Origin of the sequence: Mesorhizobium salmacidum (SeqCode) (genome assembly GCF_037179605.1) — a bacterium.
GTDB lineage: Bacteria > Pseudomonadota > Alphaproteobacteria > Rhizobiales > Rhizobiaceae > Mesorhizobium > Mesorhizobium salmacidum.
In genome coordinates this window covers 50,866-71,035 of sequence record NZ_JAPYKS010000017.1, presented here as the reverse complement: position 1 = coordinate 71,035, position 20,170 = coordinate 50,866, and the positions used below count along the sequence as shown (strand labels likewise).

The window sequence follows — 20,170 nt, the reverse complement described above, 5'->3', positions numbered from 1 at the left end:
GTATCGCTCCCGACACCCGAAACAGGCGCGGCGGGAAAAAGATGAAACAGCACTTCATGATGTTTGCGGCATACAATCAATGGGCCAATGGCCGCATCTACGATGCCGCCAACGATCTCAACGATGAGGAATTCAATCGCGACGTCGGCGCCTTCTTCGGCTCGCTGATGGGCACGCTCAACCACCTGCTCGCCGCCGATCGCATCTGGATGAAACGCTTCACCGGCGAAGGCGCCGCGCCGACGACATTGGACGCCATATTGTACCGGGCCTTGCCTGTCCTGAGGACAGCGCGCGAGGCCGAGGACCGGCGGATTATCGACTGGCTCGGCGGCTTGAACGACAAGGCGCTGTCGGGTCGTTTCACCTATATGACCGTATCGGACATGCGCACCGTCTCGCAGCGTCTGGCGCCCGCGCTGGCTCATGTCTTCAACCACCAGACCCATCACCGCGGCCAGGCGCATATGATCCTGACGGTTCTGGGCCGCCCTTCCGTACCGCTCGATCTGGCGCATTTCCAGCGCACCGAGGAAGGAAGGGCCTTCGCCTGATCCACATGATGTTGTTTTAAATTCGGGGCGAGCGGTTCGCGCGGGCTACCGTCGCATTTTTTGCCGTAGCCCCGCTTTTACATCAGGCCACTCGGAATCGATAATGCTGAACCGGACGGAATTGCGTTTCCGGCCGTCCGGCATGATCCGTTCATTGCGAACGATTCCTTCCTGTTTTGCTCCTATTCTCAAAATGGCCGCTCTCGACGCGTCATTGAGTTCGTCGGTGGTGAATTGCACGCGAACACAGCTCATGACTTCAAATGCCTGAACCAGGAGAAGATATTTAGCCTCGGTATTGAACGCCCGATCGCTGGACCGAACTGCCGAGCCACGTGTGCCCAATCTCCAATTTTCTGTTCGCGCGATCGATTTTCCAGAACCGCGTACTACCGCAAATCAAGCCCGTGGCGCGCAGGATGATTGCGTATGGCATGACGGTCCCGGCCTGTCGTCCAGCCAGGGCATTGGCAATATAATCATCGATCGCGCCTGGCCCAGGAACCACGGTGGCCTTCAGGTTCCATAGCTCGCCATCCGCGGCTGCACTCAAAAGCGCTGCGGAATGCTCTGGCGAAAGGGGGCTGAGCTCAACGAGATCCCCGACCAAGGCGGGTTGCCTGGATTGGACGCCCATTAATCGATGATCCCTATTTCTCTTGGCTGCGGTCATCGAGTGGCAAGTGAGGCCTATTCGAATTCAGACAGCCTCTGAAGCCAAGTCGGTGACTTCGCTGTCCAACTGGCGTTGCGTCATGGCCGCTTCCGCCATCACCCATTGTTTGAACAGCAGCACCTTGCGTGCGGCAGGGCTCTTGTGGGGCGAGACAAAGTACCAACCGGCCGTGTTCGGATGATGAACGGCAAACGGAGCGATCAGCTTTTCGGCGCGGATATCGCTGGCCATATAGGCACGGTTGGCAACGGCAAAACCCATTCCTGAGTTGGCCGCCTCGTAGGACATCATGCACGAATCGAAATAGATGCTTTTGGTCTCGCTGAGCACAAAACTGGCACCAGCAAAACCAAGCCAGGATTGCCAGTTCTGAGTGCAGGTGTCGGAATGCAGCAGCGTGAAGTGCTTGAGGTCGTCCGGTGTGACCTTTGACAGCGGCTTCTGGCCGAGAACTTCATGGAACAGCTTGCGGCTGCACACCGGCGTCAGGTCTTCCCGAAACAACAGGTCCGATGGCAGTCCGTTGAAGTGGCCGTCGCCATAGCGGATTTCGAGATCGAATTCGGAAGTCGTGAACTCATGCGTCGCGTACGAGGTCGAAACTCGCATCACGATATCGGGATATTGCTGCTGAAAGAGCGGCAGGCGCGGAAACAGCCAGCGTGCGGCAAATGTCGGCAGTACGGATATCTTCAGCACATGTTCCTGTGATTGCCCGGTCGCTTCCATGCTGGCGGCGACGATCCGCTCCAGCGCCTCGCGAACGCGCGAGACATAGGTCTCGCCCTCGGGTGTCAGCGACACCGCATTGCCGCCGCGCTGGAAAATCTTGAAGCGCAGCTGGTCCTCCAGGCTCTTGACGCGCTGGCTGACCGCCGATGCGGTGATGAACTGTTCTTCGCCGGCACGCGTGAAATTGCCATGCCTCGCAGCACTCTCCACGATTTTCAGCGAATTGAGGTTGACCTGACTGAGCAGACGCACGGTTTCGACCTTAAGCTGGGCTTATGGTAGCACTAGCATTCCTAATTTTACAGGGGCAGCTAATTTAATCGACTGTTAACCAAGTGTTTGCCCCCACTTGGAGAAGTACAATGAACGCACATACGATACCCGAATTGCGCTATGCGATGAGCCGCGAGGCCATTATCGGTCACGAAACTGCCTGGAAAGTGTCGCGCTTCGGCGTTGCGCAGTATCTGCATGGCTATGATCCGGCACTGCTTGCCGCGATCGAGGAAGCCGCCCTGAAGCTCAAGGCCAGTCATGCCGTGCACAAGCACCTCGACTTGACCTTCATCACCGGCGCCGACCGTTTCATCCCCGAAATCAAGGAGTTGCTGAACGACAAGTTGCGCCTGGAGCGGCTCTCCGACATGATGGGCACGAAGCTGGAGCCCTATCCGCTGTCGATCGTCGGTTCGACCGTCACCTTCATGAACCCCAGGGATGGCGCCGTCGAATGGCATTGCGACGGCGTTCCGGTCACCGAGCTCATTCCGCTGTCGATCAGCGATCCGCTGGTCGGCGGCCAGCTCGAAATCTATTGCGACGATTCCGAGACCGGCCGCGCCATTCTCGAATCCGGCCGCGAGATTCCGCGCAACCGCATCATGCGCATCGATCACAAGATGAACTACGCCACGCTCGGGCAGTTCCTCGGCGTCCTGCATCGCACAGCGCCGATCCAGTTCGGCGAGCGCGTCACCCTGGTGCTCAACCAGCGCTCTGTGGCCAAGCCCTATGTCGACGATAACAGGATGTTCTATCTTGCCGCCGACAACGATCACGACCGCGAGTGGGTCGACGAACTGGCCGAAGACGTGTGGACCAACCAGCTGCCGGCCTATCGCCGGTTCGAGGCGGAACATCCGACGCCCGCCCCTGCCGAAGCGCCGGTTCCGGGCGGAGCCAGGGAATCATGGTGAGGACCCATGACCCTGAACAGTGGAAACCGGTTTTCGGACAGGATCATGGTCGACCACAGGGATAGCCCTTGCCGGTTCTTTCGGCATCGATCGGGCTCGGTATCCGCGCTGGTCTTCGCCACCGGCGCGGTGGCGTTGTGGTCGACAAATGCGCTGGTCGGCAGATCCCTGCTGGCCAGTCACCCGGTGTCGCAAGTGCAATTCCTGCAATTTGTAGGGGCCGCACTGGTGTTCGCGGTCATCCGGTTGATGAGCCGTGAGAAAGCCGCGGCAGTCACGGCGAGCACCGCGCTGGCGCCGCTCGCGGTTGGCTTTATCGGTCTGGTCGGCACCATGGTGCTGCAATATATCTCCTTTGCCTTGATGCCGGTGATAGAAGCCAATCTCGTGGCCTACACTTGGCCCTTGATGGTTGCCGCGGCAGTGATCGCCTTCGACAATCCCCGGCGTCCGGCTTTGCTGGGCCTTGCCGCGGCCCTTGGGTTCGTCGGCGTCGCGCTGGTGATTTCGGGAGGACGTGACCGCACCTGGTTCCAGGGTGATCTCGCTGGCTACCTGGCCGCATTCGGGTCTGCGCTGTGCATGGCTTTCTATTCGGTGATGGTGGGACGGCTCGCCAAGTCGCCGGACCGCCTGTTGTTGCCTTCGTCGCTGGTTGGCGTCGCGTTGACGCTCATATGGTCCGCTCGCGAAGGCGTCGCCTGGCCCACCGGGATGGATCTGACCCTCGGGCTCTATCTCGGGGCCGGGCCGATGGGGCTGGGTTATTACTTCTGGTCGCACGCCTTGAGGCTCGGAGGCAGCGGCAAGGTCGCTGTCGTCGCCTATCTCACGCCGATTGCCTCGACGCTGCTGCTGACCTTGTCCGGCGAACGGCTGACGACGACAGCCATTGCCGGAGCCGTCCTCGTGATCGGCAGTTGTGTCGCGGTCGGCCTGGAGCGTACGGAGGCGCAAGACTATGTTTGACGACAATGAACGTCTCGCCAGGCAGGAAGCGCACTGGCTCATCAAGGAATTCGGCGCGGAGGCACCACTTTATGCCGCGATGAAGGCTGAAAAGGCAATTGAGCAGAAGGATTTCGGGCGTTGTGCCCGCTGGAAGCGTATTCTTGAGATATTGGCGGATGGTCGGACAACCAAGTCTGTCGCTTCGAAGTATTAGATTTTCTAATTTGCGCGACATCGATTTCCCATAAAGGTAGTTGATGCCAAGTCTTGATTCGTTTTGGGACTTGGCGGTCCGTCGGGGGCACGGTTAAAGAGATACATCGACAAAAGTCTTCACTGGGGTAGATGACTTTGTCACAAATAAGGTGAAAGAATTGTCAAATATCGAGGATAAGACCGTTATCGAGCTAACAGCCGATATTGTCTCGGCCTATGTAGGCAACAATCCGCTTCCGGCTTCTGGCCTGCCTGACCTGATTGCCAGCGTCAGCGCCTCGGTCCGAAAGCTGGCTGGCGCGGCCGTCGTGGAAAGTCCGAGCCTGGTTCCGGCTGTAAATCCGAAAAAGTCGGTGTTTCCCGACTACATCATCTGCCTGGAGGACGGCAAGAAGTTCAAGTCGCTCAAGCGACACCTCAGGACAGACTACGGTTTGAGCCCGGACGACTATCGGGCCAAATGGGGTTTGCCGCCGGATTATCCGATGGTCGCCCCGAATTACTCGGCGACCCGGTCGGCGCTGGCGAAATCGACGGGACTTGGCCGCAAGCCAGCCGCTGCGCCGGCAGTCGTGGCCAAGGCGACAAAGCGTGGCAAGGCCACTGCCTGAGGCCTTGCTGGCCGGGATGGCAGGTCACTGATCAGCTGCTCTGGCGGCGCATTATGTGCGCCGTTTCCAGGCCTTGTGCGGCCAACTGGCCCGCAAGGTCTTGCGAAGCGTTGATGTCCAGTGCAAAAGCGCGGCCATGCTTATCATCAATGACCTCTCGCTCCGCATGGCGGGGCGCTTGCTTCTCGACCACGCCTCGCTCACCTTGCCGGCCGGCACCAAGGCCGGTCTTGTCGGCCGCAACGGCACGGGCAAGACGACGCTGTTCAAGGCTATAACAGGCGATTTTCCCTCCGAGACCGGCTCGATCAGCCTGCCGAAGAATACGCGCATCGGCCAGGTGGCGCAGGAAGCACCTGGCACCGAGGACCCGCTGATAGAGATCGTGCTCAAGGCCGACCTTGAGCGCACGGCGTTGCTCGAAGAAGAAAAGACCGCCACCGATCCACACCGTATCGCCGACATCCATATGCGGCTTGCCGATATCGACGCCCATTCGGCCGAGTCGCGCGCGGCCACCATCCTCGCCGGCCTCGGCTTCGACGACGCCGCGCAGCGCCGTCCGGCCTCGTCCTTCTCCGGAGGCTGGCGTATGCGCGTGGCGTTGGCCGCCGTGCTGTTTTCCGAGCCGGATCTCCTGCTGCTGGACGAGCCGACCAACTATCTCGACCTCGAAGGCACGCTGTGGCTTGAGAACTACGTTTCAAAGTATCCGCACACCGTGCTTCTGATTTCGCACGACCGCGATCTGCTCAACCGTGCCGTCAATTCGATCGTTCACCTCGACCAGAAGAAGCTGACGTTCTGGCGCGGCGGCTACGACCAGTTCGAGCGCCAGTACACCGAGCAGAAGGAATTGCAGGAAAAGGGTCGGGTCAAGCAGGAAGCCGCCCGCAAGCACATGGAATCCTTCGTCGAGCGTTTTCGCGCAAAGGCCTCCAAGGCAAGACAGGCACAGTCGCGCATCAAGGCGCTGGAAAAAATGAAGCCGATCTCGGCCATCGTCAACGACACGGTGCGGCCGTTCTCTTTCCCCGAACCTGTGAAGACGGTGGCCTCGCCGATCGTTGCGCTGAACAACGTCAATGTTGGCTATACCGAGGGCCAGCCGATCCTGAAGAAGATGACGCTGCGCATCGATGCCGACGACCGCATCGCGCTGCTTGGCGCCAATGGCAATGGCAAGTCGACGTTCGCCAAGCTGCTGTCGGGCCGTCTGAAGCAGGAGACCGGCACCATGACGGTGGCGCCGGGGTTGAAGGTGGCGATCTTTGCCCAGCATCAGCTCGACGATCTGCGCCCTGAGGAAAACGCCTATGAGCATGTCCGCCGGATGATGCCGGAGGCGCCGGAATCGAAAGTGCGCGGCCGTGTCGCCCAATTCGGCCTCACGACCGAGAAAATGAACACTCCCGCCAAGGACCTGTCCGGTGGCGAGAAGGCGCGGCTGTTGATGGGCCTGTCGGCTTTCGAGGGGCCGAACCTGTTCATCCTCGACGAGCCGACCAACCATCTTGACATCGACAGCCGCGAATCGCTGATCCATGCACTCAACGAATTTCCCGGCGCCGTCATCCTGATCTCGCACGACCGCCATCTGCTCGAGGCGACCGCCGACCGGCTGTGGCTGGTGAAGGACGGCGCGGTCAATCCGTATGACGGCGATCTGGAGGACTACAAGACGCTGGTCACCGGCATCTCCGGCGACCGTCGCGGCAAGCGGGAGGCCGACAAGGCGTCAAAAGCCGACCGCCGCCGCGATGCGGCCGCGCGCCGCGCCGCCTTCGAACCGTTGGCCAAGGAAATCCGCGCCACCGAGGCGCTGATGGACCGCATCCGCAAGCGCATCGACGGCATCGAGGACGAACTCGCCAACCCGGGGGTCTACGAAAAGGATCCGTCGACTGCGACGAGGCTCGCCAAGGAACGCTCGCAGCTTGCGCAGACGCTTGCCGGCCACGAAGAAAAATGGCTGACCATGTCGGCCGAGTATGAGGAAGGCACGGCGGAGTAGGGCGCTCGCCACTCCTCCTGCGGGAAGATTGCGCCGCACTTTGGCGTCAGGGATGTGGCCTTGTGGTCAACTGCATTCCCAGGGCATTCATCACGGCAATCGTGGTTTTCAATGTCGGGTTGCCATCGCCGCTGAAGGATCGATAGAGCTGTTCGCGCGACAGCCCTGTCTGCTTGGCGATCTGTGTCATGCCTTTGGCGCGAGCCACCACGCCGAGCGCATGCGCGATATACCCGCTGTCTTCGGTCTCGAACGCTTCTGTCATGAAGATGGCAATGGCCTCATCGGAATTGAGGTCCTCGGCGGGGTCGTACGTACTCAATTTTTCAGGCATGTCATTCACTCCAATCGCCCGCAAGGCGTTTTGCCGTTTTTATGTCCTTCGTTTGACTGCCTTTATCTCCACCGCAGCACCGTATTGCCGTGTTTGCGGTAGTAGATGCGGTAGCCTGGACCATAGTGGATGCGCAATTCACTGATTCCGTCCCCGACAGATTCGGCATCTCCCGCATGACCGAAAGTAAGGCGATCCAGGCGCGAGGCGATCAATGCGCGTGCACGTTCATCTTTGAGTTTCATTCGCCATTTGCGAAAAGTCTCCGTCTGTTTCAGCTCGAACATCGCTGTATTGTAGTTTTTAAACTACGATCCGTCAAGGCTCTTTGCTAGCATTCATCTGGCCCTACACCTCACCCTCCAAAGCCGCTAAACAGGGACCATGAACCAGCACGCGAACCTTCGCATCGGCCATTCGGCCTGTCCGCATGATTGTCCGTCGACCTGCGCGCTCGAGGTCGAACTGCTCGATGGCAACCGCATCGGGCGTGTCCATGGCGCCAAGGCCAACAGCTATACGTCGGGCGTCGTCTGCGCCAAGGTCGCCCGCTATGCCGACCGCGTCCATCATCCCGACCGTCTGCTGAAGCCACTGGTGCGCAAGGGTGCCAAGGGAGAGGGGGTCTGGCAGGAATCAAGCTGGGAGGCCGCACTCGACCTCGTCGCCGAAAAGTTCATCTCGGCCGAGGAGAAGTATGGCTCGGAGACGGTCTGGCCTTACTATTACGCAGGCACGATGGGGCTGGTGCAGCGCGACGGCATCGACCGGCTGCGGCATGCGAAAAAGTACTCGGGCTTCTTCGGCTCGATCTGCACCAATCTCGCATGGACCGGCTGGATGATGGGGGCAGGCGCCTTGCGCGGACCGGACCCGCGCGAGATGGCCAAATCCGATTGCGTCGTGATCTGGGGCACCAATGCGGTGGTGACGCAAGTCAATGTCATGACCCACGCCATCAAGGCGCGCAAGGAACGTGGCGCGAAAATCGTCGTCGTCGACGTCTATGAAAACGCGACCATGAAACAGGCCGATATGGGCCTGGTCCTGAAGCCCGGCACCGATGGCGCGCTGGCTTGTGCTGTCATGCATGTCCTGTTCAGGGAAGGCTTGGCCGACCGTGCCTACCTCGAAAAATACACCGACGATCCGAAAGGACTGGAAGCGCACCTGAAGACGCGCTCGCCAGAATGGGCCTCTGCCATCACTGGCCTTGGCGTTGCCGAGATCGAAGCCTTCGCGCGATTGGTCGGCACGACCAGGAAAACATATTTCCGCCTCGGCTACGGCTTTGCGCGCCAGCGCAACGGCGCCGTCAACATGCATGCGGCGTCCTGCATCGCCGCCGTCACCGGCGCCTGGCAGTATGAGGGCGGCGGCGCCTTCCATTCCAATTCCGGCATCTTCAAACTCAACCAGGATGTGCTCGAAGGCACGAGGATGCGCGATCCCTCGATCCGCTATCTCGACCATTCGCGTATCGGCCCGGTGCTGACCGGCGCCAGCGACGCGCTTTATGGCGGACCGCCGGTGACGGCGATGCTGATCCAGAACACCAATCCGGTGAATGTCGCGCCCGAGCAGCGGCTGGTGAAACAGGGTTTCCTGCGCGACGATTTGTTCACCTGCGTGCACGAGCAGTTCATGACCGACACTGCCAAGCTGGCCGACGTCGTGCTGCCGGCGACGATGTTCGTCGAGCACGACGACATCTACAAGGGCGGCGGCAACCAGCACATCACGCTCGGCCCAAAACTGATCGAGCCGCCGGAAGGGCCGCGCACCAACCATTTCGTCATCGAGCAACTGGCCGAGCGCCTCGGTGTCGCCGGCAGGCCGGGCTTCGGCCTCACCGAACAGCAGCATATCGACATCATTCTTGGCAAGCGCGGGCTGGGCAGTTTCGACTCCTTGAAGGACGAGAAGTGGATCGACCTGCAGCCGGATTTCGACACGGCGCATTTCATCCGGGGCTTTGGTCACGCAGACGGAAAATTCCGCTTCCGCGCCGACTGGACCGGGCAGGCGGCTCCCAACCGGCCGCCGAAGAGCATGGGCTTGTTCGGCCCGGTGGCGCGATTGCCCGAATTTCCCGATCATGTCGACCTGATCGAGGTGACCGACGAAGCGCATCCGTTCCGGCTGGCGACCTCGCCGGCGCGCAACTTCCTCAACTCGACCTTTTCCGAAACACCGGGGTCGAAGGCCAAGGAGGGCCGCCCGGAGCTCCTGCTGCATCCCGACGATGCGGCGGCTCTCAATCTTGCCGACGGCGACCGTGTCGAGATCGGCAACATGCGCGGCGAGGTGGTGCTGCACGCCAGATTGTTCGACGGTATCAAGCGCGGCGTCGTGATCGCCGAAGGCATCTGGCCGAACAGCGCGCATGAGCGCGGCGAAGGCATCAACGTGCTGACGGGAGCCGATGCGCCCGCCCCCTACGGGGGCGCTGCCTTCCACGACAACAAGGTGTGGCTGCGCAAGGCGGAAGACCTGGGCGCCTAGCGCTGCTGATTCCGTTCCCGATTCCACCTCTGGCCCAAGCACCAGCGGTCGCGAACGCCAACTCCCGTCTCTATAGAGGCAGTCGTCCGTCGCAAATGGGAGAGTGTCGATGGCCGGCGCGATTTCGCTTCTGGGAATACCGCATGACGAGAATTCGTCCTATCTTCAGGGGGCTGCTAAGGCGCCACCGCTCATCAGGCGCGAACTCCTCAGCGATGCTTACTCCTCATGGAGCGAGACCGGCTTCGACCTGACCGGCCGTTTCGTCGATCATGGCGACATCGACTTCGCCCAACCGGGCGATCCCTGGCAGCGGATCGAGAGCGAAGTCGACCGCGCGCTGGACGCAGGCCATCCCCTGATCAGCCTGGGCGGCGATCACGCCATCTCCTGGCCGGTGCTGCGTGCGGTGCGCCGTCGCCATCCAAGCCTGACGATCGTTCACATCGATGCCCACCCCGACATCTATCATGCCTACGGTGACAATCCGCGTTCGCACACATCGCCTTTCGCACGGATCATGGAGGAGCGGCTTGCCGACCGCCTGATCCAGATCGGCTTGCGCACCGTGAACGACCATCACCGCGATCAGTTCAAGCGCTTTGGCGTAGAGGTCGTGGAGGCTGCGCATTTCAGCGAAAGCCTGTCCCTTGATCTCAAGACGCCCGTCTATATCTCGATGGATATCGACGGGCTCGATCCTGCTTTTGCGCCCGGCGTCTCCCATCGTGAGCCTGGCGGGCTGTCGACACGGCAAGTCATCAACCTGATTCAAGGCATCAACCAGCCGATCGTTGCTGCTGATATCGTTGAATACAATCCGAGCCAGGACCTCTCCAATGTGACGGCGCTTGTCGCCGCCAAATTGACGAAGGAGATCGCCGGCATGATGCTCAGGACATCATCAGCGGCGGATTGACAGCGCGGCCGAATTTCACACCGGCAGGGTCTCAGTCGCCTTTTTCCTGTTTTGCCGCTGGCGGATGTCGTCGGCGACCGCCTGGGCTTCGATACCGATTTCGCGCAGCAGCCCGGTGACCGCGTTGTGAAAGCCGACCAGATAGAGGCCGAGATCCGAAGCGCGGGCATTGACGCCGCTAGGCGCCGGCTCGATGCCGGGTTCGAGGAACCTGGCATAGCCCGGCCGATAGCCGGTGGCGAAGAGGATGGCGTCAAATTCGCTGTTCCTGCCGTCCGCAAAACGCGCACCGCGTTCCGAGATTTCAGCGATGTCGGGCGCCACCTTGATCGCGCCCTCGCGGATCTTGCCGATGGTGCCGACATCGATCACCGGAATGCGCGATGCAAGCGCGATCTGCTGCAGCAGTCCCTGCTTCGGCCGTCTGAGCCCAAACTTCTCCAGCCTGCCCAGTACCAGATCGAGGATGACGGGGAACAGGGCGTCGTTGATGCGCTGCGGCCCGAGCCGCGTCGCCATGCCGACCATCTGGATCGGCACGCCGAACAGTTCACGCGGCACGATGTGAACGCCGCCACGCACCGAGATCGTCGGTCGGGCGCTGGCTTCCGCCAGATCGAGCGCAATCTCCGCACCGGTGTTGCCCATGCCGACGACCAGCACCGATTGGCCGGCAAAAGGCGTGGCGTTGCGATAGTCGGCGCTGTGCAGCGTCTTGCCCTTGAAGGTGTCGATGCCGGCAAATTTGGGCAGCAAGGGCTCGGCATTGTAGCCGGACGCGATCACCACATGCGAAGCGCGTAAGGCGCCGGACGTCGATTCCACCTGCCAACCGCGGCCCTCCCGGGCGATCGCCCGCACCGTCTCTCCGAAGCGGGGCTCGAGGTCGAAACGCTTTGCATAGGCTTCGAGATACTCGACCACGAGATGGCGCGGCACATAGCGCGGATAGTCCTTGGGGAAGGGGACGAAGGGCAGCGAGGAGTAACGCTTGGTCGTATGCAGGTGCACGCGGTCGTAGTGACGCCGCCAGGCTGGCGCTGTCTGCTGCTCCTTTTCGAGCATGACGAAATCCAGCCCGGCTTGCCGCAGACACGCAGCAACCGCCAGGCCCGCCGGTCCGGCACCGATGATCGCGACTTTCGTGGCTTCGTCCATGCGCGCCTCCACCGCCAATTCGCGATCCAGAATGTCAGAAACGTGGCAAGGGTGCCACCGGCTCATCCAGGCAAGGGCACCGTCAACCCGACCTTGACGCGGTCCATGGCGACGAAGGTGCGGAACTTCCGCACATTGTTGCTGCCGAAGAACAGTTTTCGCGTCAGCGCCTCGTAGGCGCCCATGTCGGCCACGGTGATGATGAGGATGAAGTCGCTTTCGCCGGTGACATAATAGCATTGCTGCACTTGCGGCTCCGCCGAGAATTGCCGCTTGGCCGCATCGATCAGTTCGGTGCGTTCGCTTTCCAGCTCGACCTCGACGAAGATGGTGATGGGCTGACCGAGGGCCGCCGGCTCCACAATGGCGACATTGCCGGCGATGACACCGGTCTGCTCCATGCGCTTGATGCGGCGCTGCACCGCCGGTGCCGACAGGTTCACCGCCTCGCCGATCAGCCGCTGCGGCGTCGTGTTGTCCCGCTGCAAAATGGCAAGGATAGCAAGGTCGAAGCTGTCGAGTGAACCTGGCGGCTGAGGCAATGGCGTATCCTGACGAAAGAAACTTGCATTCTTGGAGCCGAATTACAGCGCCTTTTGCGCATCTCCTGCAATATCTTCTCTCAGACGACGCCGAGGAGGGACCGTCAATGTTCCTGCCCAATCGAAACGCCTTGCATGGTCGACCGCTGGACGCGGCCGATGCCGAAATCCTCGGCATCGGCGGCGCGGACACGGTCGAGCGTTTCCTTGCCCGCCGTGACAATCATCTGACGACGCCGCTGCACACGCTGCCGGCGCTGGCTGGCGAACTCGGTCTCGCTGCTTTGCATGTCAAGGATGAGGGCTTTCGTCTCGGTCTCGGCAGCTTCAAGGCGCTGGGCGGCGCCTATGCGGTCTTCCGCCTGGTCCTGGAAGAGGCCAGCAAGCGGCTCGGCCGCTCCGTCGATGTCGGCGATCTCGATCGGCCCGACGTTCGCACGGTTGCAGCGACCATGACGGTTGCATGCGCCACCGACGGCAATCATGGCCGCTCCGTCGCGCAAGGCGCCGAGCTCGTCGGTGCCAAGGCGGTGATCTTTGTCCATGCCGGCGTCAGCGACGAGCGCGTCGCGGCCATCGCCCGCTATGGGGCCGAGATGATCCGCGTCGACGGCAATTACGACGATTCGATCAGGCAGGCGGCGCGCATCGCCGCGGAGAAAGGCTGGACGGTGGTTTCCGATACCTCATGGGCGGGCTACGAACGCATTCCAGGCCTTGTCATGCAGGGTTACACGACGATCGTGCGCGAGGCGCTGCGCCAGCTCTCCGAACCGCCGACCCATGTCTTCGTGCAGGCCGGCGTCGGGGGCATCGCGGCCGCGATCGCTGGCCATCTCGCCATCGTGCTCGGCGAAACCAGACCGGTTTTCACGGTGGTCGAACCCGCCCGTGCCGCCTGCGTCTTCGGCGCCGCCAAGGCCGGGCATCCGGTCAAGATCGCGCATGGCGAGGCGACGGTCATGGCGATGCTCGAATGCTACGAGGCGTCGCCGGTCGCCTGGCGGGTGCTGGCACGCGCCGCCGATGCCTTCATGACCGTCGACGAGGATGACGCCATCGCGGTCATGCGTCGGCTGGCACGGCCGGCCGGCAACGATCCGGCCATCGTCGCCGGTGAAAGCGGCGGGGTCGGTCTTGCCGGGCTGATCCAGGCGATGGCCGGTCACAGGACCGAGCTTGGCCTCGACGCCACTTCGCGCGTGCTGGTCGTCAACACCGAAGGCGCAACCGATCCCCGCCGCTATGCTGAACTCGTCGGCATGAATCCGGAGGATGTGCTTGCCGGCAAGGTGCTTTCTCAAGCAAAGCCATGACCTCGATTGACGCACAAAGACTGCTTGGCCGCATCCGCGACGCGCAGATGATGGCGCGCCTCGCGCCCGCGGCGATGATTTTCGTGCCGAGCGCCGGCGGCATCAGCCACAATCCGCGCGAACATACCGCCGATGCCGAGCTTGTCGCCGGCGCCAACATCCTGCTTGATGTCGTCACCCGCCTTGCGGATCAGGAGATATCGGACAATGGCTGAAATCGATCGCGATGCGCTGAAGCTGGAGATGACCGGATGGCGGCGCGATCTGCACGCGCATCCCGAATTCGGCTTCGAGGAGAAGCGCACGGCAGCCTTCGTCGCGGCCAAGCTGCGCGAATTCGGCCTGGACGATGTCGCCGAGGGTGTCGGCGGCACCGGCGTCGTCGGCACTTTGAAGCGTGGCAGCGGCAACCGTGCCATCGCGCTGCGGGCCGACATGGATGCGCTGCGCATATCGGAGCAATCGACCGCGCCCCACCGCTCCGGCAATCCCGGTCTCATGCATGCCTGCGGCCATGACGGCCACACGGCGACGCTGCTGGGTGCGGCCAAGCTTCTGGCCGGGGAGGGTGGTTTCGACGGCACGGTGCGCTTCATCTTCCAGCCGGCGGAGGAATGGGGAAAAGGCGCGTTGGCGATGCTCGATGATGGCCTGATGCAGCGCTTTCCCTTCGACGAGATATTCGGCCTGCACAACATGCCGGGCCTGCCCGTCGGGCATTTCGAAACCCGCGCCGGCCCGGTCATGTCGGCCGAAGATATTTTCGAGATCGTCCTCAGGGGGTTGGGCGGCCACGCTGCTCGGCCGCATTCCGGTCAGGAAACGCTGGTTGCCGCCTGTGCGCTGGTCACCAACCTGCAGACTATCGTCTCGCGACGGCTGAGCCCAGCCGACATTTCCGTGGTTTCGGTGACCGAATTGATCACCGACGGCACCCGCAACGCGCTGCCGGGCCTTGCCCGCATCCTTGGCGACGCGCGCAGTTTCCGCCCCGAGGTCAGCGCCGCGATCGAACGCCAGATGCGCATTGTCGCCGAAGGTATCGCTGCCGCCTACAATGTCACCGCCGAGGTCAACTATACCAGGGAATTCGTGCCTTTGCGCAACGATGCCGAACTGGTCGACGCGGCCTTCGCCGCCGCCGGACACGTGTTCGAGCCCGGCAATATCGCGGTCGCCCGCGAGCCGATGACGGCATCGGAGGATTTCGCCCGCTTCCTCGATCATGTGCCGGGCTGCTTCGTCTTCCTCGGCAATGGCGAGGTCTCGGCACCGCTTCACAATTCCAGCTACGACTTCAACGATGACGGGCTGTTGTTCGGTGTCAATTTCCATGTCGCCATCGCCAGGCAGCGGCTTGGGACTTGAACCCTCATGGGCTTTTCGCGGCATTTTACGGGGGGAAAACGCTCGGGAACGGTTGAAATCCCTGATCTCGCATGACGCAACGGCAAGACTCAGCTAGCCTCCCTGGCGCGGCGGACCTGATATCCGCCTGGCCGGCGCTATCAGATTACCTCCCAAGCGGCGCCGGCCTTCTTCCCTACGCTAAATTAGCTTTCGTTAAATTTAGAATGCTCGCGCTTGGCGGAAGTTAGAGTTTTGCTGCCATGACCGCGGCAGGCTTTAGTTTGCTGTGGTTCATAGATGCGCGGGCGAAACTGGATAAAGGCGTGCGTCAGGACGAAGCGCGGCGGGTGCGCGCGCTTATCGCTGAACTCGAACGAAACTTGACCGCTGCCTCGGCCCAGATACAACAGCTGCGCCCGGACGCAGGCCACGAACTGCGCAATTCCAAGTTCCGCCTCGATCGCCTCGAGGCAATGCGTTGAGGGCGATGCCGTAGTCGTCTGGCGCAGGGCACCATTCACTGGCCAGCAATGCCATTGTTCACGACAGGAATTGCGAGGTCTTGGTCCGCTCCAGGCGCCTTTGTCGGCGGCAGTTTGTTGTCGCAAGCCGGGAGAGCCAATCCCACCAACGCGAGGATCAGTACTAGCTTTTTCATCGCTACTTCCTCCACCCCCAAAACGACGCGGTGTCGGTTTGGTTGCTCGATTGCACCGAGGGAACAAAATCCCCTGCCTCAGGTTGACCCAGCGAAGGAGGACCGCCGCATGATCCGTTTGCTCCTGGTTGGCACGTTGGCCTTTGTTACTTACCGTCTCGCCCGCAAGATGATCGATGAGGTACCCGACAGTGTCGATCCTCTCTTGCTGCCGGCGCCCGCAAACGACCGCGAGGCGTTGCGCCGGCAATCGGCGTCGATGGGCGTTGACCCGAAACGCTGACCTTCTTGTTCCGTCGAATTGGCGGAGCTGCTTCTCTGTTGCGAACAAAGCGGAAACGATGCTTGATGGGCGATGAACCTCGCCGCCCATGATTCGACCTTTTTGGACTCGACCGTCCAGCCGGCTTATCTCGCCCGGCTAAACGACGCCCAACGCCAGGCCGTCGAACATGGCGACGGCAAGATTGCAGGCCCGCTGCTGGTCATCGCCGGTGCCGGCTCCGGCAAGACCAACACCTTGGCGCACCGCGTCGCTCATCTGATCGTCAAGGGAGCCGACCCGCGCCGCATCCTGCTGATGACGTTTTCGCGGCGCGCCGCATCCGAAATGGCCAGGCGCGTCGAGCGCATCGCCGGCGAGGTGCTAGGCCGCGATGCTGCCGTGATCACGGATGCGCTGACCTGGGCCGGCACTTTTCATGGCATCGGTGCGCGGCTGCTGCGCGATTATGCACTGGAGATCGGCCTCGATCCGGCCTTCACCATCCATGATCGCGAGGATTCCGCCGATCTGATGAATCTCGTACGCCACGAACTCGGCTTCTCCAGGACGGAAGCGCGCTTTCCGACCAAAGGCACCTGCCTTGCCATCTATTCGCGCGCCGTCAACGCGCAGGTGCCGCTCGGCGAGGTGCTGGGATCTGCTTTCCCCTGGTGCGCCGGCTGGGCCGAGCAGCTAAAGCAGCTGTTTGCCGGCTATGTCGAGGCAAAACAGGCGCAGAACGTGCTCGATTACGACGATCTGCTGCTCTACTGGGCGCAGATGACCGCCGAGCCTGAGATCGCCACGCATCTCGGCGGGCGCTTCGACCATGTGTTGGTCGACGAATACCAGGATACCAATCGGCTGCAGGCGTCGATTCTGCTTGCGCTGAAACCCGACGGCGCCGGGCTGACGGTGGTCGGTGACGACGCGCAGTCGATCTATTCGTTCCGCGCTGCCGAAGTGCGCAACATCCTCGACTTCCCCAGGCAGTTCGCCCAGACCGCCGATGTGGTGATGCTGGAGCGCAATTATCGCTCGACCGAGAACATTCTGGCGGCCGCCAATGCGGTCATCGGCGAAGCTTCGGAGCGCTTCACCAAGAACCTGTGGTCGGAACGCAAATCCGCCGACAAGCCAAGACTTGTGACCGTGCGTGACGAGGTCGAGCAGGCCAATTTCGTCTGCGACACCATCCTGGCGGAGCGCGAGGCTGGCACCGCGCTAAAGTCGCAGGCGGTGCTGTTTCGTGCCTCGCACCACAGCGGACCGCTGGAGATCGAACTTACGCGGCGCAACATTCCCTTCGTCAAGTTCGGTGGCCTGAAATTCCTCGATGCAGCCCACGTCAAGGACGTGCTGGCGGTGCTGCGCTTCGCCGAAAACCCGCGCGACCGTGTCGCCGGTTTTCGCGTGCTGCAGCTTTTGCCGGGGATAGGCCCTTCCGCCGCCGCGCAAATCGTCGAAGCGATGACGTCTGCGTTGGACGAGGCGATGGGCCTGGCCGGCTGGCGTCCGCCGCAGCGCGCCGCCGACGATTGGCCGGGTTTTGTCTCGCTTTATTCTGGCTTGCGAGCTGGCGCCAAATGGCCAGCCGACCTCGAACAGATCAGGCTGTGGTACGAACCGCATCTGGAACGCATCCACGAGGATGCGATCACGCGCCGCGCCGACCTGCTGCAGCTCGAGCAGATCGGCTCGGGCTATGCCTCGCGCGAACGCTTCCTGACCGAGCTGACGCTCGATCCGCCGGACGCGACCAGCGATCAGGCCGGGCCGCCGCATCGCGACGAGGACTATCTGATCCTGTCCACCATCCACTCGGCCAAGGGCCAGGAATGGAAGAACGTCTTCGTGCTCAACACGGTCGATGGCTGCATTCCGGCCGATCTCGGCGTCGGCACCAAGGAGGACATCGAGGAAGAGCGCCGGCTGCTCTACGTGGCGATGACACGAGCCAAGGACAGCCTTAACCTGGTCATGCCGCAGCGCTTCTTTCCGCACGGCCAGGCGGCGCGCGGCGACCGCCATCTCTATGCCTCGCGCACCCGTTTCATCCCGGCCTCCATTCTTGCCGCCTTCCAGCAGCTTTCGTGGCCGGCCGCGCAAGCGGCGCAGGGCAGGGCACCCCGGCCGGAGGTGCGCGTCGACATCGGCGCCCGCATGCGCGGGATGTGGAAATAGCAGGAGCCGATGGCGCAGCCGCCGATCAGGATCGCCATATCAGGCGCGCTCGGCCGCATGGGACGCCAGATGGCGAATGCGGTGCGGGCCGATGCGCGCCTGGCGCTTGCCGCCCGCTTTCACCGCCCGGGCAGTGTCGGTGATGGGCTGGTGAGCCGCGGCGAGGCGCTTGCCGTGGCCGATGTGGTCATCGACTTCACCACGCCGGCCGCCTCCGCCGACCTGGCCAGCTTCTGTGCGGAGCGCGGTGGACCAGCGCTGGTACTTGGCTCGACGGGTTTCGATGCCGCCGAACTGGCCACCATCGCCGCCGCCGCGAAAACCGTCGCCATTGTGCGGTCCGGAAGCTTCTCGCTCGGGCTCAACATGTTGGTCGGATTAGTCGGGCGGGCAGCGCGGGCACTTGGCCCGCAAGACTGGGATGCCGAGATTTTCGAGGCGCATCATCGCCACAAGGTCGACGCGCCGTCGGGCACGGCGCTGATGCTGGGGCAAGCCGTTGCCGGCGGACGCGGCGTCGAACTGGACGCGGTCGCCAGGCGCGTCCGCGATGGCGTCACCGGCGCGAGGCCGGCGGGCGAGATCGGCTTCGCGGTGGCGCGCGGCGGCGGCATCATCGGTGAGCACAGCGTCAGCTTCTGCGCCGAGGGCGAAACCGTCACCGTGTCGCATGCGGCTGGCGACCGCATCATGTTCGCGCGTGGCGCCATCGCCGCGGCACTCTGGGTGGCAGGCCGCGCTCCCGGCGAGTACGACATGCGCGACGTGTTGGGTTTTGGCGCATCGTAACCGGCAAATCCTGGCTGTTTTCATTTCCCGGTTGCTAAAATGGCTGAAAGCCAGCTGAAAGCTTGGGCATGCAATTGATTCATTGCGGCGTTCGCCGCGTGACCGGTGCGGGAGTGGCCGGCAGGAGGAATGCGGCGTAGCCTGGATGGCGCGTCGCCCAGGTGGAGGAAGTTACATGACCGGTTTGATCTCGAAGTGCATCTTGCGTTCGGCGGCGCTGACGCTCGCCATTGTCGGCACGGGCGCGACCGCGGCGTCCGCCGCGGACAAGATCACCATCATAGTCGGCGGCATGGAAAAGCAGATTTACCTGCCTGCCGTGCTCACCCAGCAGCTCGGCTACTTCAAGGATGAGGGGCTCGACGTCGAACTGATCAACTCGCGAGCCGGCGTCGAGGCCGAGAATGAATTGCTGGCCGGCGCCGTGCAGGGCGTTGTCGGCTTTTACGACCACACTGTCGATCTGCAGTCAAAGGGAAAATACATCCAGTCGATCGTCCAGTTCAGCCAGGCCCCTGGCGAGGTCGAACTGGTCTCCGCCAAGCACCCGGAGATCAAGTCGCCGGCCGACTTCAAGGGCGCCACGCTGGGCGTCACCGGGCTTGGGTCGTCGACCGATTTCCTGACCCAGTATCTTGCCGTCCGCAGCGGCCTGAAGCCGGGTGATTACACGCTGCTGCCGGTCGGCGCAGGCAATACCTTCATCGCCGCCGTCAAGCAGGACCAAATTCAGGCCGGCATGACCACGGAGCCGACCATCGCGAAATTGCTCAAGACCGGCGAGGCCAAAGTCCTGGTCGACATGCGCACGCCCGAAAAGACCAAGGAAGCGCTGGGCGGCGACTATCCTGCGGCATCCTTCTACGTCCAGTCTTCCTGGGTCGAAGGCCACAAGGACGAAGCACAGAAGCTCGCCAATGCCTTCGTCAAGACGATGAAGTTCATCGCCGGCCATTCGGCCGAGGAGATCGCCGACAAGATGCCGAAGGACTATTACGCCGGCAACAAGGATCTCTATATCCAGGGGCTCGCCGGCGGCAAGGCGATGTTCACGCCCGACGGACGCATGCCGGCCGATGGCCCGGAGACGGTGCTGAAAGTTCTGTCGACCTTCTCCAAGAGCCTGCAGGGCAAGCAGATCGACCTGTCGAAAACCTTCACGACGGAATTCGTCGACGCCGCCAAGTAGGCAGGCAGGCG

The 20,170-nt window shown here is 62.3% G+C and carries 21 protein-coding genes and 2 pseudogenes; 16 read left to right on the top strand and 7 right to left on the bottom strand.

Going from position 1 to position 20,170, the window contains the following annotated elements; genetic code table 11:
• The first annotated feature begins 41 nt into the window (after window positions 1–41).
• Complete coding sequence (locus O7A60_RS22120) at window positions 42–554, top strand: DinB family protein (protein WP_337108000.1); 513 nt, start codon at window positions 42–44, stop codon at window positions 552–554.
• A gap of 286 nt (window positions 555–840) precedes the next feature.
• Here O7A60_RS22120 and O7A60_RS22115 read toward each other — a convergent pair whose 3' ends face one another.
• Window positions 841–1,191, bottom strand: a complete 351-nt coding sequence (locus O7A60_RS22115; RefSeq protein ID WP_337107999.1) for a GNAT family N-acetyltransferase — start codon at window positions 1,189–1,191, stop codon at window positions 841–843.
• Window positions 1,192–1,254: 63 nt separating this feature from the next.
• Window positions 1,255–2,214 (bottom strand): LysR substrate-binding domain-containing protein, encoded by a 960-nt coding sequence (locus tag O7A60_RS22110; protein WP_337107998.1) that lies wholly within the window; start codon window positions 2,212–2,214, stop codon window positions 1,255–1,257.
• 110 nt (window positions 2,215–2,324) lie between these two features.
• Between O7A60_RS22110 and O7A60_RS22105 the strand changes: the two genes are divergently transcribed.
• The 5 genes from O7A60_RS22105 (at window position 2,325) to O7A60_RS22085 (ending at window position 6,950) form a co-directional block, all read left to right on the top strand.
• The gene (locus O7A60_RS22105; RefSeq protein ID WP_337107997.1) at window positions 2,325–3,158 is read left to right on the top strand and encodes a hypothetical protein; all 834 of its coding nucleotides are present in this window, start codon (window positions 2,325–2,327) and stop codon (window positions 3,156–3,158) included.
• Between the two features lie 45 nt (window positions 3,159–3,203).
• Window positions 3,204–4,127, top strand: coding sequence for a DMT family transporter (locus O7A60_RS22100; protein WP_337108068.1), 924 nt, complete (start codon window positions 3,204–3,206; stop codon window positions 4,125–4,127).
• The gene (locus O7A60_RS22095; RefSeq protein WP_027144508.1) at window positions 4,120–4,323 is read left to right on the top strand and encodes a hypothetical protein; all 204 of its coding nucleotides are present in this window, start codon (window positions 4,120–4,122) and stop codon (window positions 4,321–4,323) included. Before O7A60_RS22100 ends, O7A60_RS22095 begins: the two co-directional genes overlap by 8 nt.
• A gap of 160 nt (window positions 4,324–4,483) precedes the next feature.
• On the top strand, window positions 4,484–4,936 hold the full coding sequence (locus O7A60_RS22090) for a Ros/MucR family transcriptional regulator (protein WP_084636740.1): 453 nt from the start codon (window positions 4,484–4,486) through the stop codon (window positions 4,934–4,936).
• Window positions 4,937–5,072: 136 nt separating this feature from the next.
• A complete protein-coding gene (locus tag O7A60_RS22085) occupies window positions 5,073–6,950 on the top strand; it encodes an ABC-F family ATP-binding cassette domain-containing protein (RefSeq protein WP_337107996.1) in 1,878 nt (625 codons plus the stop codon).
• A 46-nt stretch (window positions 6,951–6,996) separates the two neighbouring features.
• Here the strand turns inward: O7A60_RS22085 and O7A60_RS22080 are convergent, their stop codons facing one another.
• Entirely contained in the window at window positions 6,997–7,284 is a 288-nt protein-coding gene (locus O7A60_RS22080; RefSeq protein WP_027144505.1) for an addiction module antidote protein, read from the bottom strand.
• Window position 7,285: 1 nt separating this feature from the next.
• Window positions 7,286–7,571: pseudogene (locus tag O7A60_RS22075) on the bottom strand (type II toxin-antitoxin system RelE/ParE family toxin).
• A 97-nt stretch (window positions 7,572–7,668) separates the two neighbouring features.
• On the opposite strand from O7A60_RS22075, the gene O7A60_RS22070 reads away from it, so the two are divergent.
• Together O7A60_RS22070 and speB are read left to right on the top strand one after the other, a co-directional pair.
• Entirely contained in the window at window positions 7,669–9,789 is a 2,121-nt protein-coding gene (locus tag O7A60_RS22070) for a molybdopterin-containing oxidoreductase family protein (protein WP_337107994.1), read from the top strand.
• Between the two features lie 109 nt (window positions 9,790–9,898).
• Window positions 9,899–10,708 carry an agmatinase gene (gene speB, locus O7A60_RS22065; RefSeq protein ID WP_337107993.1) on the top strand — a complete coding sequence of 270 codons (810 nt, stop codon included), beginning with the start codon at window positions 9,899–9,901 and terminating at the stop codon, window positions 10,706–10,708.
• Between the two features lie 15 nt (window positions 10,709–10,723).
• Here the strand turns inward: speB and O7A60_RS22060 are convergent, their stop codons facing one another.
• The gene (locus O7A60_RS22060) at window positions 10,724–11,866 is read right to left on the bottom strand and encodes a flavin-containing monooxygenase (protein WP_337107992.1); all 1,143 of its coding nucleotides are present in this window, start codon (window positions 11,864–11,866) and stop codon (window positions 10,724–10,726) included.
• 62 nt (window positions 11,867–11,928) lie between these two features.
• Window positions 11,929–12,408, bottom strand: a complete 480-nt coding sequence (locus O7A60_RS22055) for an Lrp/AsnC family transcriptional regulator (RefSeq protein WP_337107991.1) — start codon at window positions 12,406–12,408, stop codon at window positions 11,929–11,931.
• A gap of 107 nt (window positions 12,409–12,515) precedes the next feature.
• Here O7A60_RS22055 and O7A60_RS22050 point away from each other — a divergent pair, with 107 nt between their 5' ends.
• The 4 genes and pseudogenes from O7A60_RS22050 (at window position 12,516) to O7A60_RS22035 (ending at window position 15,556) form a co-directional block, all read left to right on the top strand.
• A complete protein-coding gene (locus tag O7A60_RS22050; RefSeq protein ID WP_337107990.1) occupies window positions 12,516–13,724 on the top strand; it encodes a diaminopropionate ammonia-lyase in 1,209 nt (402 codons plus the stop codon).
• Window positions 13,694–13,939: pseudogene (locus O7A60_RS22045) on the top strand (M20/M25/M40 family metallo-hydrolase); the annotation flags it as partial. The gene O7A60_RS22050 and the pseudogene O7A60_RS22045, both read left to right, overlap by 31 nt.
• Window positions 13,932–15,092 (top strand): M20 aminoacylase family protein, encoded by a 1,161-nt coding sequence (locus O7A60_RS22040; RefSeq protein WP_337107989.1) that lies wholly within the window; start codon window positions 13,932–13,934, stop codon window positions 15,090–15,092. The pseudogene O7A60_RS22045 and the gene O7A60_RS22040, both read left to right, overlap by 8 nt.
• Window positions 15,093–15,334: 242 nt before the next feature.
• On the top strand, window positions 15,335–15,556 hold the full coding sequence (locus tag O7A60_RS22035; protein ID WP_337107988.1) for a hypothetical protein: 222 nt from the start codon (window positions 15,335–15,337) through the stop codon (window positions 15,554–15,556).
• Between the two features lie 35 nt (window positions 15,557–15,591).
• Here the strand turns inward: O7A60_RS22035 and O7A60_RS22030 are convergent, their stop codons facing one another.
• The gene (locus O7A60_RS22030; RefSeq protein ID WP_337107987.1) at window positions 15,592–15,732 is read right to left on the bottom strand and encodes a hypothetical protein; all 141 of its coding nucleotides are present in this window, start codon (window positions 15,730–15,732) and stop codon (window positions 15,592–15,594) included.
• A 109-nt stretch (window positions 15,733–15,841) separates the two neighbouring features.
• Here O7A60_RS22030 and O7A60_RS22025 point away from each other — a divergent pair, with 109 nt between their 5' ends.
• From O7A60_RS22025 to O7A60_RS22010, 4 genes are all read left to right on the top strand, one after another.
• A complete protein-coding gene (locus tag O7A60_RS22025) occupies window positions 15,842–16,015 on the top strand; it encodes a hypothetical protein (protein ID WP_015318449.1) in 174 nt (57 codons plus the stop codon).
• Between the two features lie 72 nt (window positions 16,016–16,087).
• On the top strand, window positions 16,088–18,181 hold the full coding sequence (locus tag O7A60_RS22020) for an ATP-dependent helicase (RefSeq protein WP_337107986.1): 2,094 nt from the start codon (window positions 16,088–16,090) through the stop codon (window positions 18,179–18,181).
• Between the two features lie 9 nt (window positions 18,182–18,190).
• Window positions 18,191–18,970 (top strand): 4-hydroxy-tetrahydrodipicolinate reductase, encoded by a 780-nt coding sequence (dapB, locus tag O7A60_RS22015; RefSeq protein WP_337107985.1) that lies wholly within the window; start codon window positions 18,191–18,193, stop codon window positions 18,968–18,970.
• A 175-nt stretch (window positions 18,971–19,145) separates the two neighbouring features.
• The gene (locus O7A60_RS22010) at window positions 19,146–20,159 is read left to right on the top strand and encodes an ABC transporter substrate-binding protein (protein ID WP_140714077.1); all 1,014 of its coding nucleotides are present in this window, start codon (window positions 19,146–19,148) and stop codon (window positions 20,157–20,159) included.
• Window positions 20,160–20,170: the final 11 nt, after the last annotated feature.

Excerpts from the sequence above, each read along its gene's own strand:
- O7A60_RS22040 (WP_337107989.1), top strand. The coding sequence starts at position 13,932 with ATGGCTGAAATCGATCGCGATGCGCTGAAGCTGGAGATGACCGGATGG.
- O7A60_RS22120 (WP_337108000.1), top strand. The coding sequence starts at position 42 with ATGAAACAGCACTTCATGATGTTTGCGGCATACAATCAATGGGCCAAT.
- O7A60_RS22115 (WP_337107999.1), bottom strand. The coding sequence starts at position 1,191 with ATGGGCGTCCAATCCAGGCAACCCGCCTTGGTCGGGGATCTCGTTGAG.
- O7A60_RS22010 (WP_140714077.1), top strand. The coding sequence starts at position 19,146 with ATGACCGGTTTGATCTCGAAGTGCATCTTGCGTTCGGCGGCGCTGACG.
- O7A60_RS22020 (WP_337107986.1), top strand. The coding sequence starts at position 16,088 with ATGAACCTCGCCGCCCATGATTCGACCTTTTTGGACTCGACCGTCCAG.
- O7A60_RS22105 (WP_337107997.1), top strand. The coding sequence starts at position 2,325 with ATGAACGCACATACGATACCCGAATTGCGCTATGCGATGAGCCGCGAG.
- O7A60_RS22025 (WP_015318449.1), top strand. The coding sequence starts at position 15,842 with ATGATCCGTTTGCTCCTGGTTGGCACGTTGGCCTTTGTTACTTACCGT.
- O7A60_RS22095 (WP_027144508.1), top strand. The coding sequence starts at position 4,120 with ATGTTTGACGACAATGAACGTCTCGCCAGGCAGGAAGCGCACTGGCTC.
- dapB (WP_337107985.1), top strand. The coding sequence starts at position 18,191 with ATGGCGCAGCCGCCGATCAGGATCGCCATATCAGGCGCGCTCGGCCGC.
- O7A60_RS22085 (WP_337107996.1), top strand. The coding sequence starts at position 5,073 with ATGCTTATCATCAATGACCTCTCGCTCCGCATGGCGGGGCGCTTGCTT.
- O7A60_RS22080 (WP_027144505.1), bottom strand. The coding sequence starts at position 7,284 with ATGCCTGAAAAATTGAGTACGTACGACCCCGCCGAGGACCTCAATTCC.
- O7A60_RS22035 (WP_337107988.1), top strand. The coding sequence starts at position 15,335 with ATGACCGCGGCAGGCTTTAGTTTGCTGTGGTTCATAGATGCGCGGGCG.
- O7A60_RS22050 (WP_337107990.1), top strand. The coding sequence starts at position 12,516 with ATGTTCCTGCCCAATCGAAACGCCTTGCATGGTCGACCGCTGGACGCG.
- O7A60_RS22070 (WP_337107994.1), top strand. The coding sequence starts at position 7,669 with ATGAACCAGCACGCGAACCTTCGCATCGGCCATTCGGCCTGTCCGCAT.
- O7A60_RS22030 (WP_337107987.1), bottom strand. The coding sequence starts at position 15,732 with ATGAAAAAGCTAGTACTGATCCTCGCGTTGGTGGGATTGGCTCTCCCG.
- O7A60_RS22100 (WP_337108068.1), top strand. The coding sequence starts at position 3,204 with ATGGTCGACCACAGGGATAGCCCTTGCCGGTTCTTTCGGCATCGATCG.
- O7A60_RS22060 (WP_337107992.1), bottom strand. The coding sequence starts at position 11,866 with ATGGACGAAGCCACGAAAGTCGCGATCATCGGTGCCGGACCGGCGGGC.
- speB (WP_337107993.1), top strand. The coding sequence starts at position 9,899 with ATGGCCGGCGCGATTTCGCTTCTGGGAATACCGCATGACGAGAATTCG.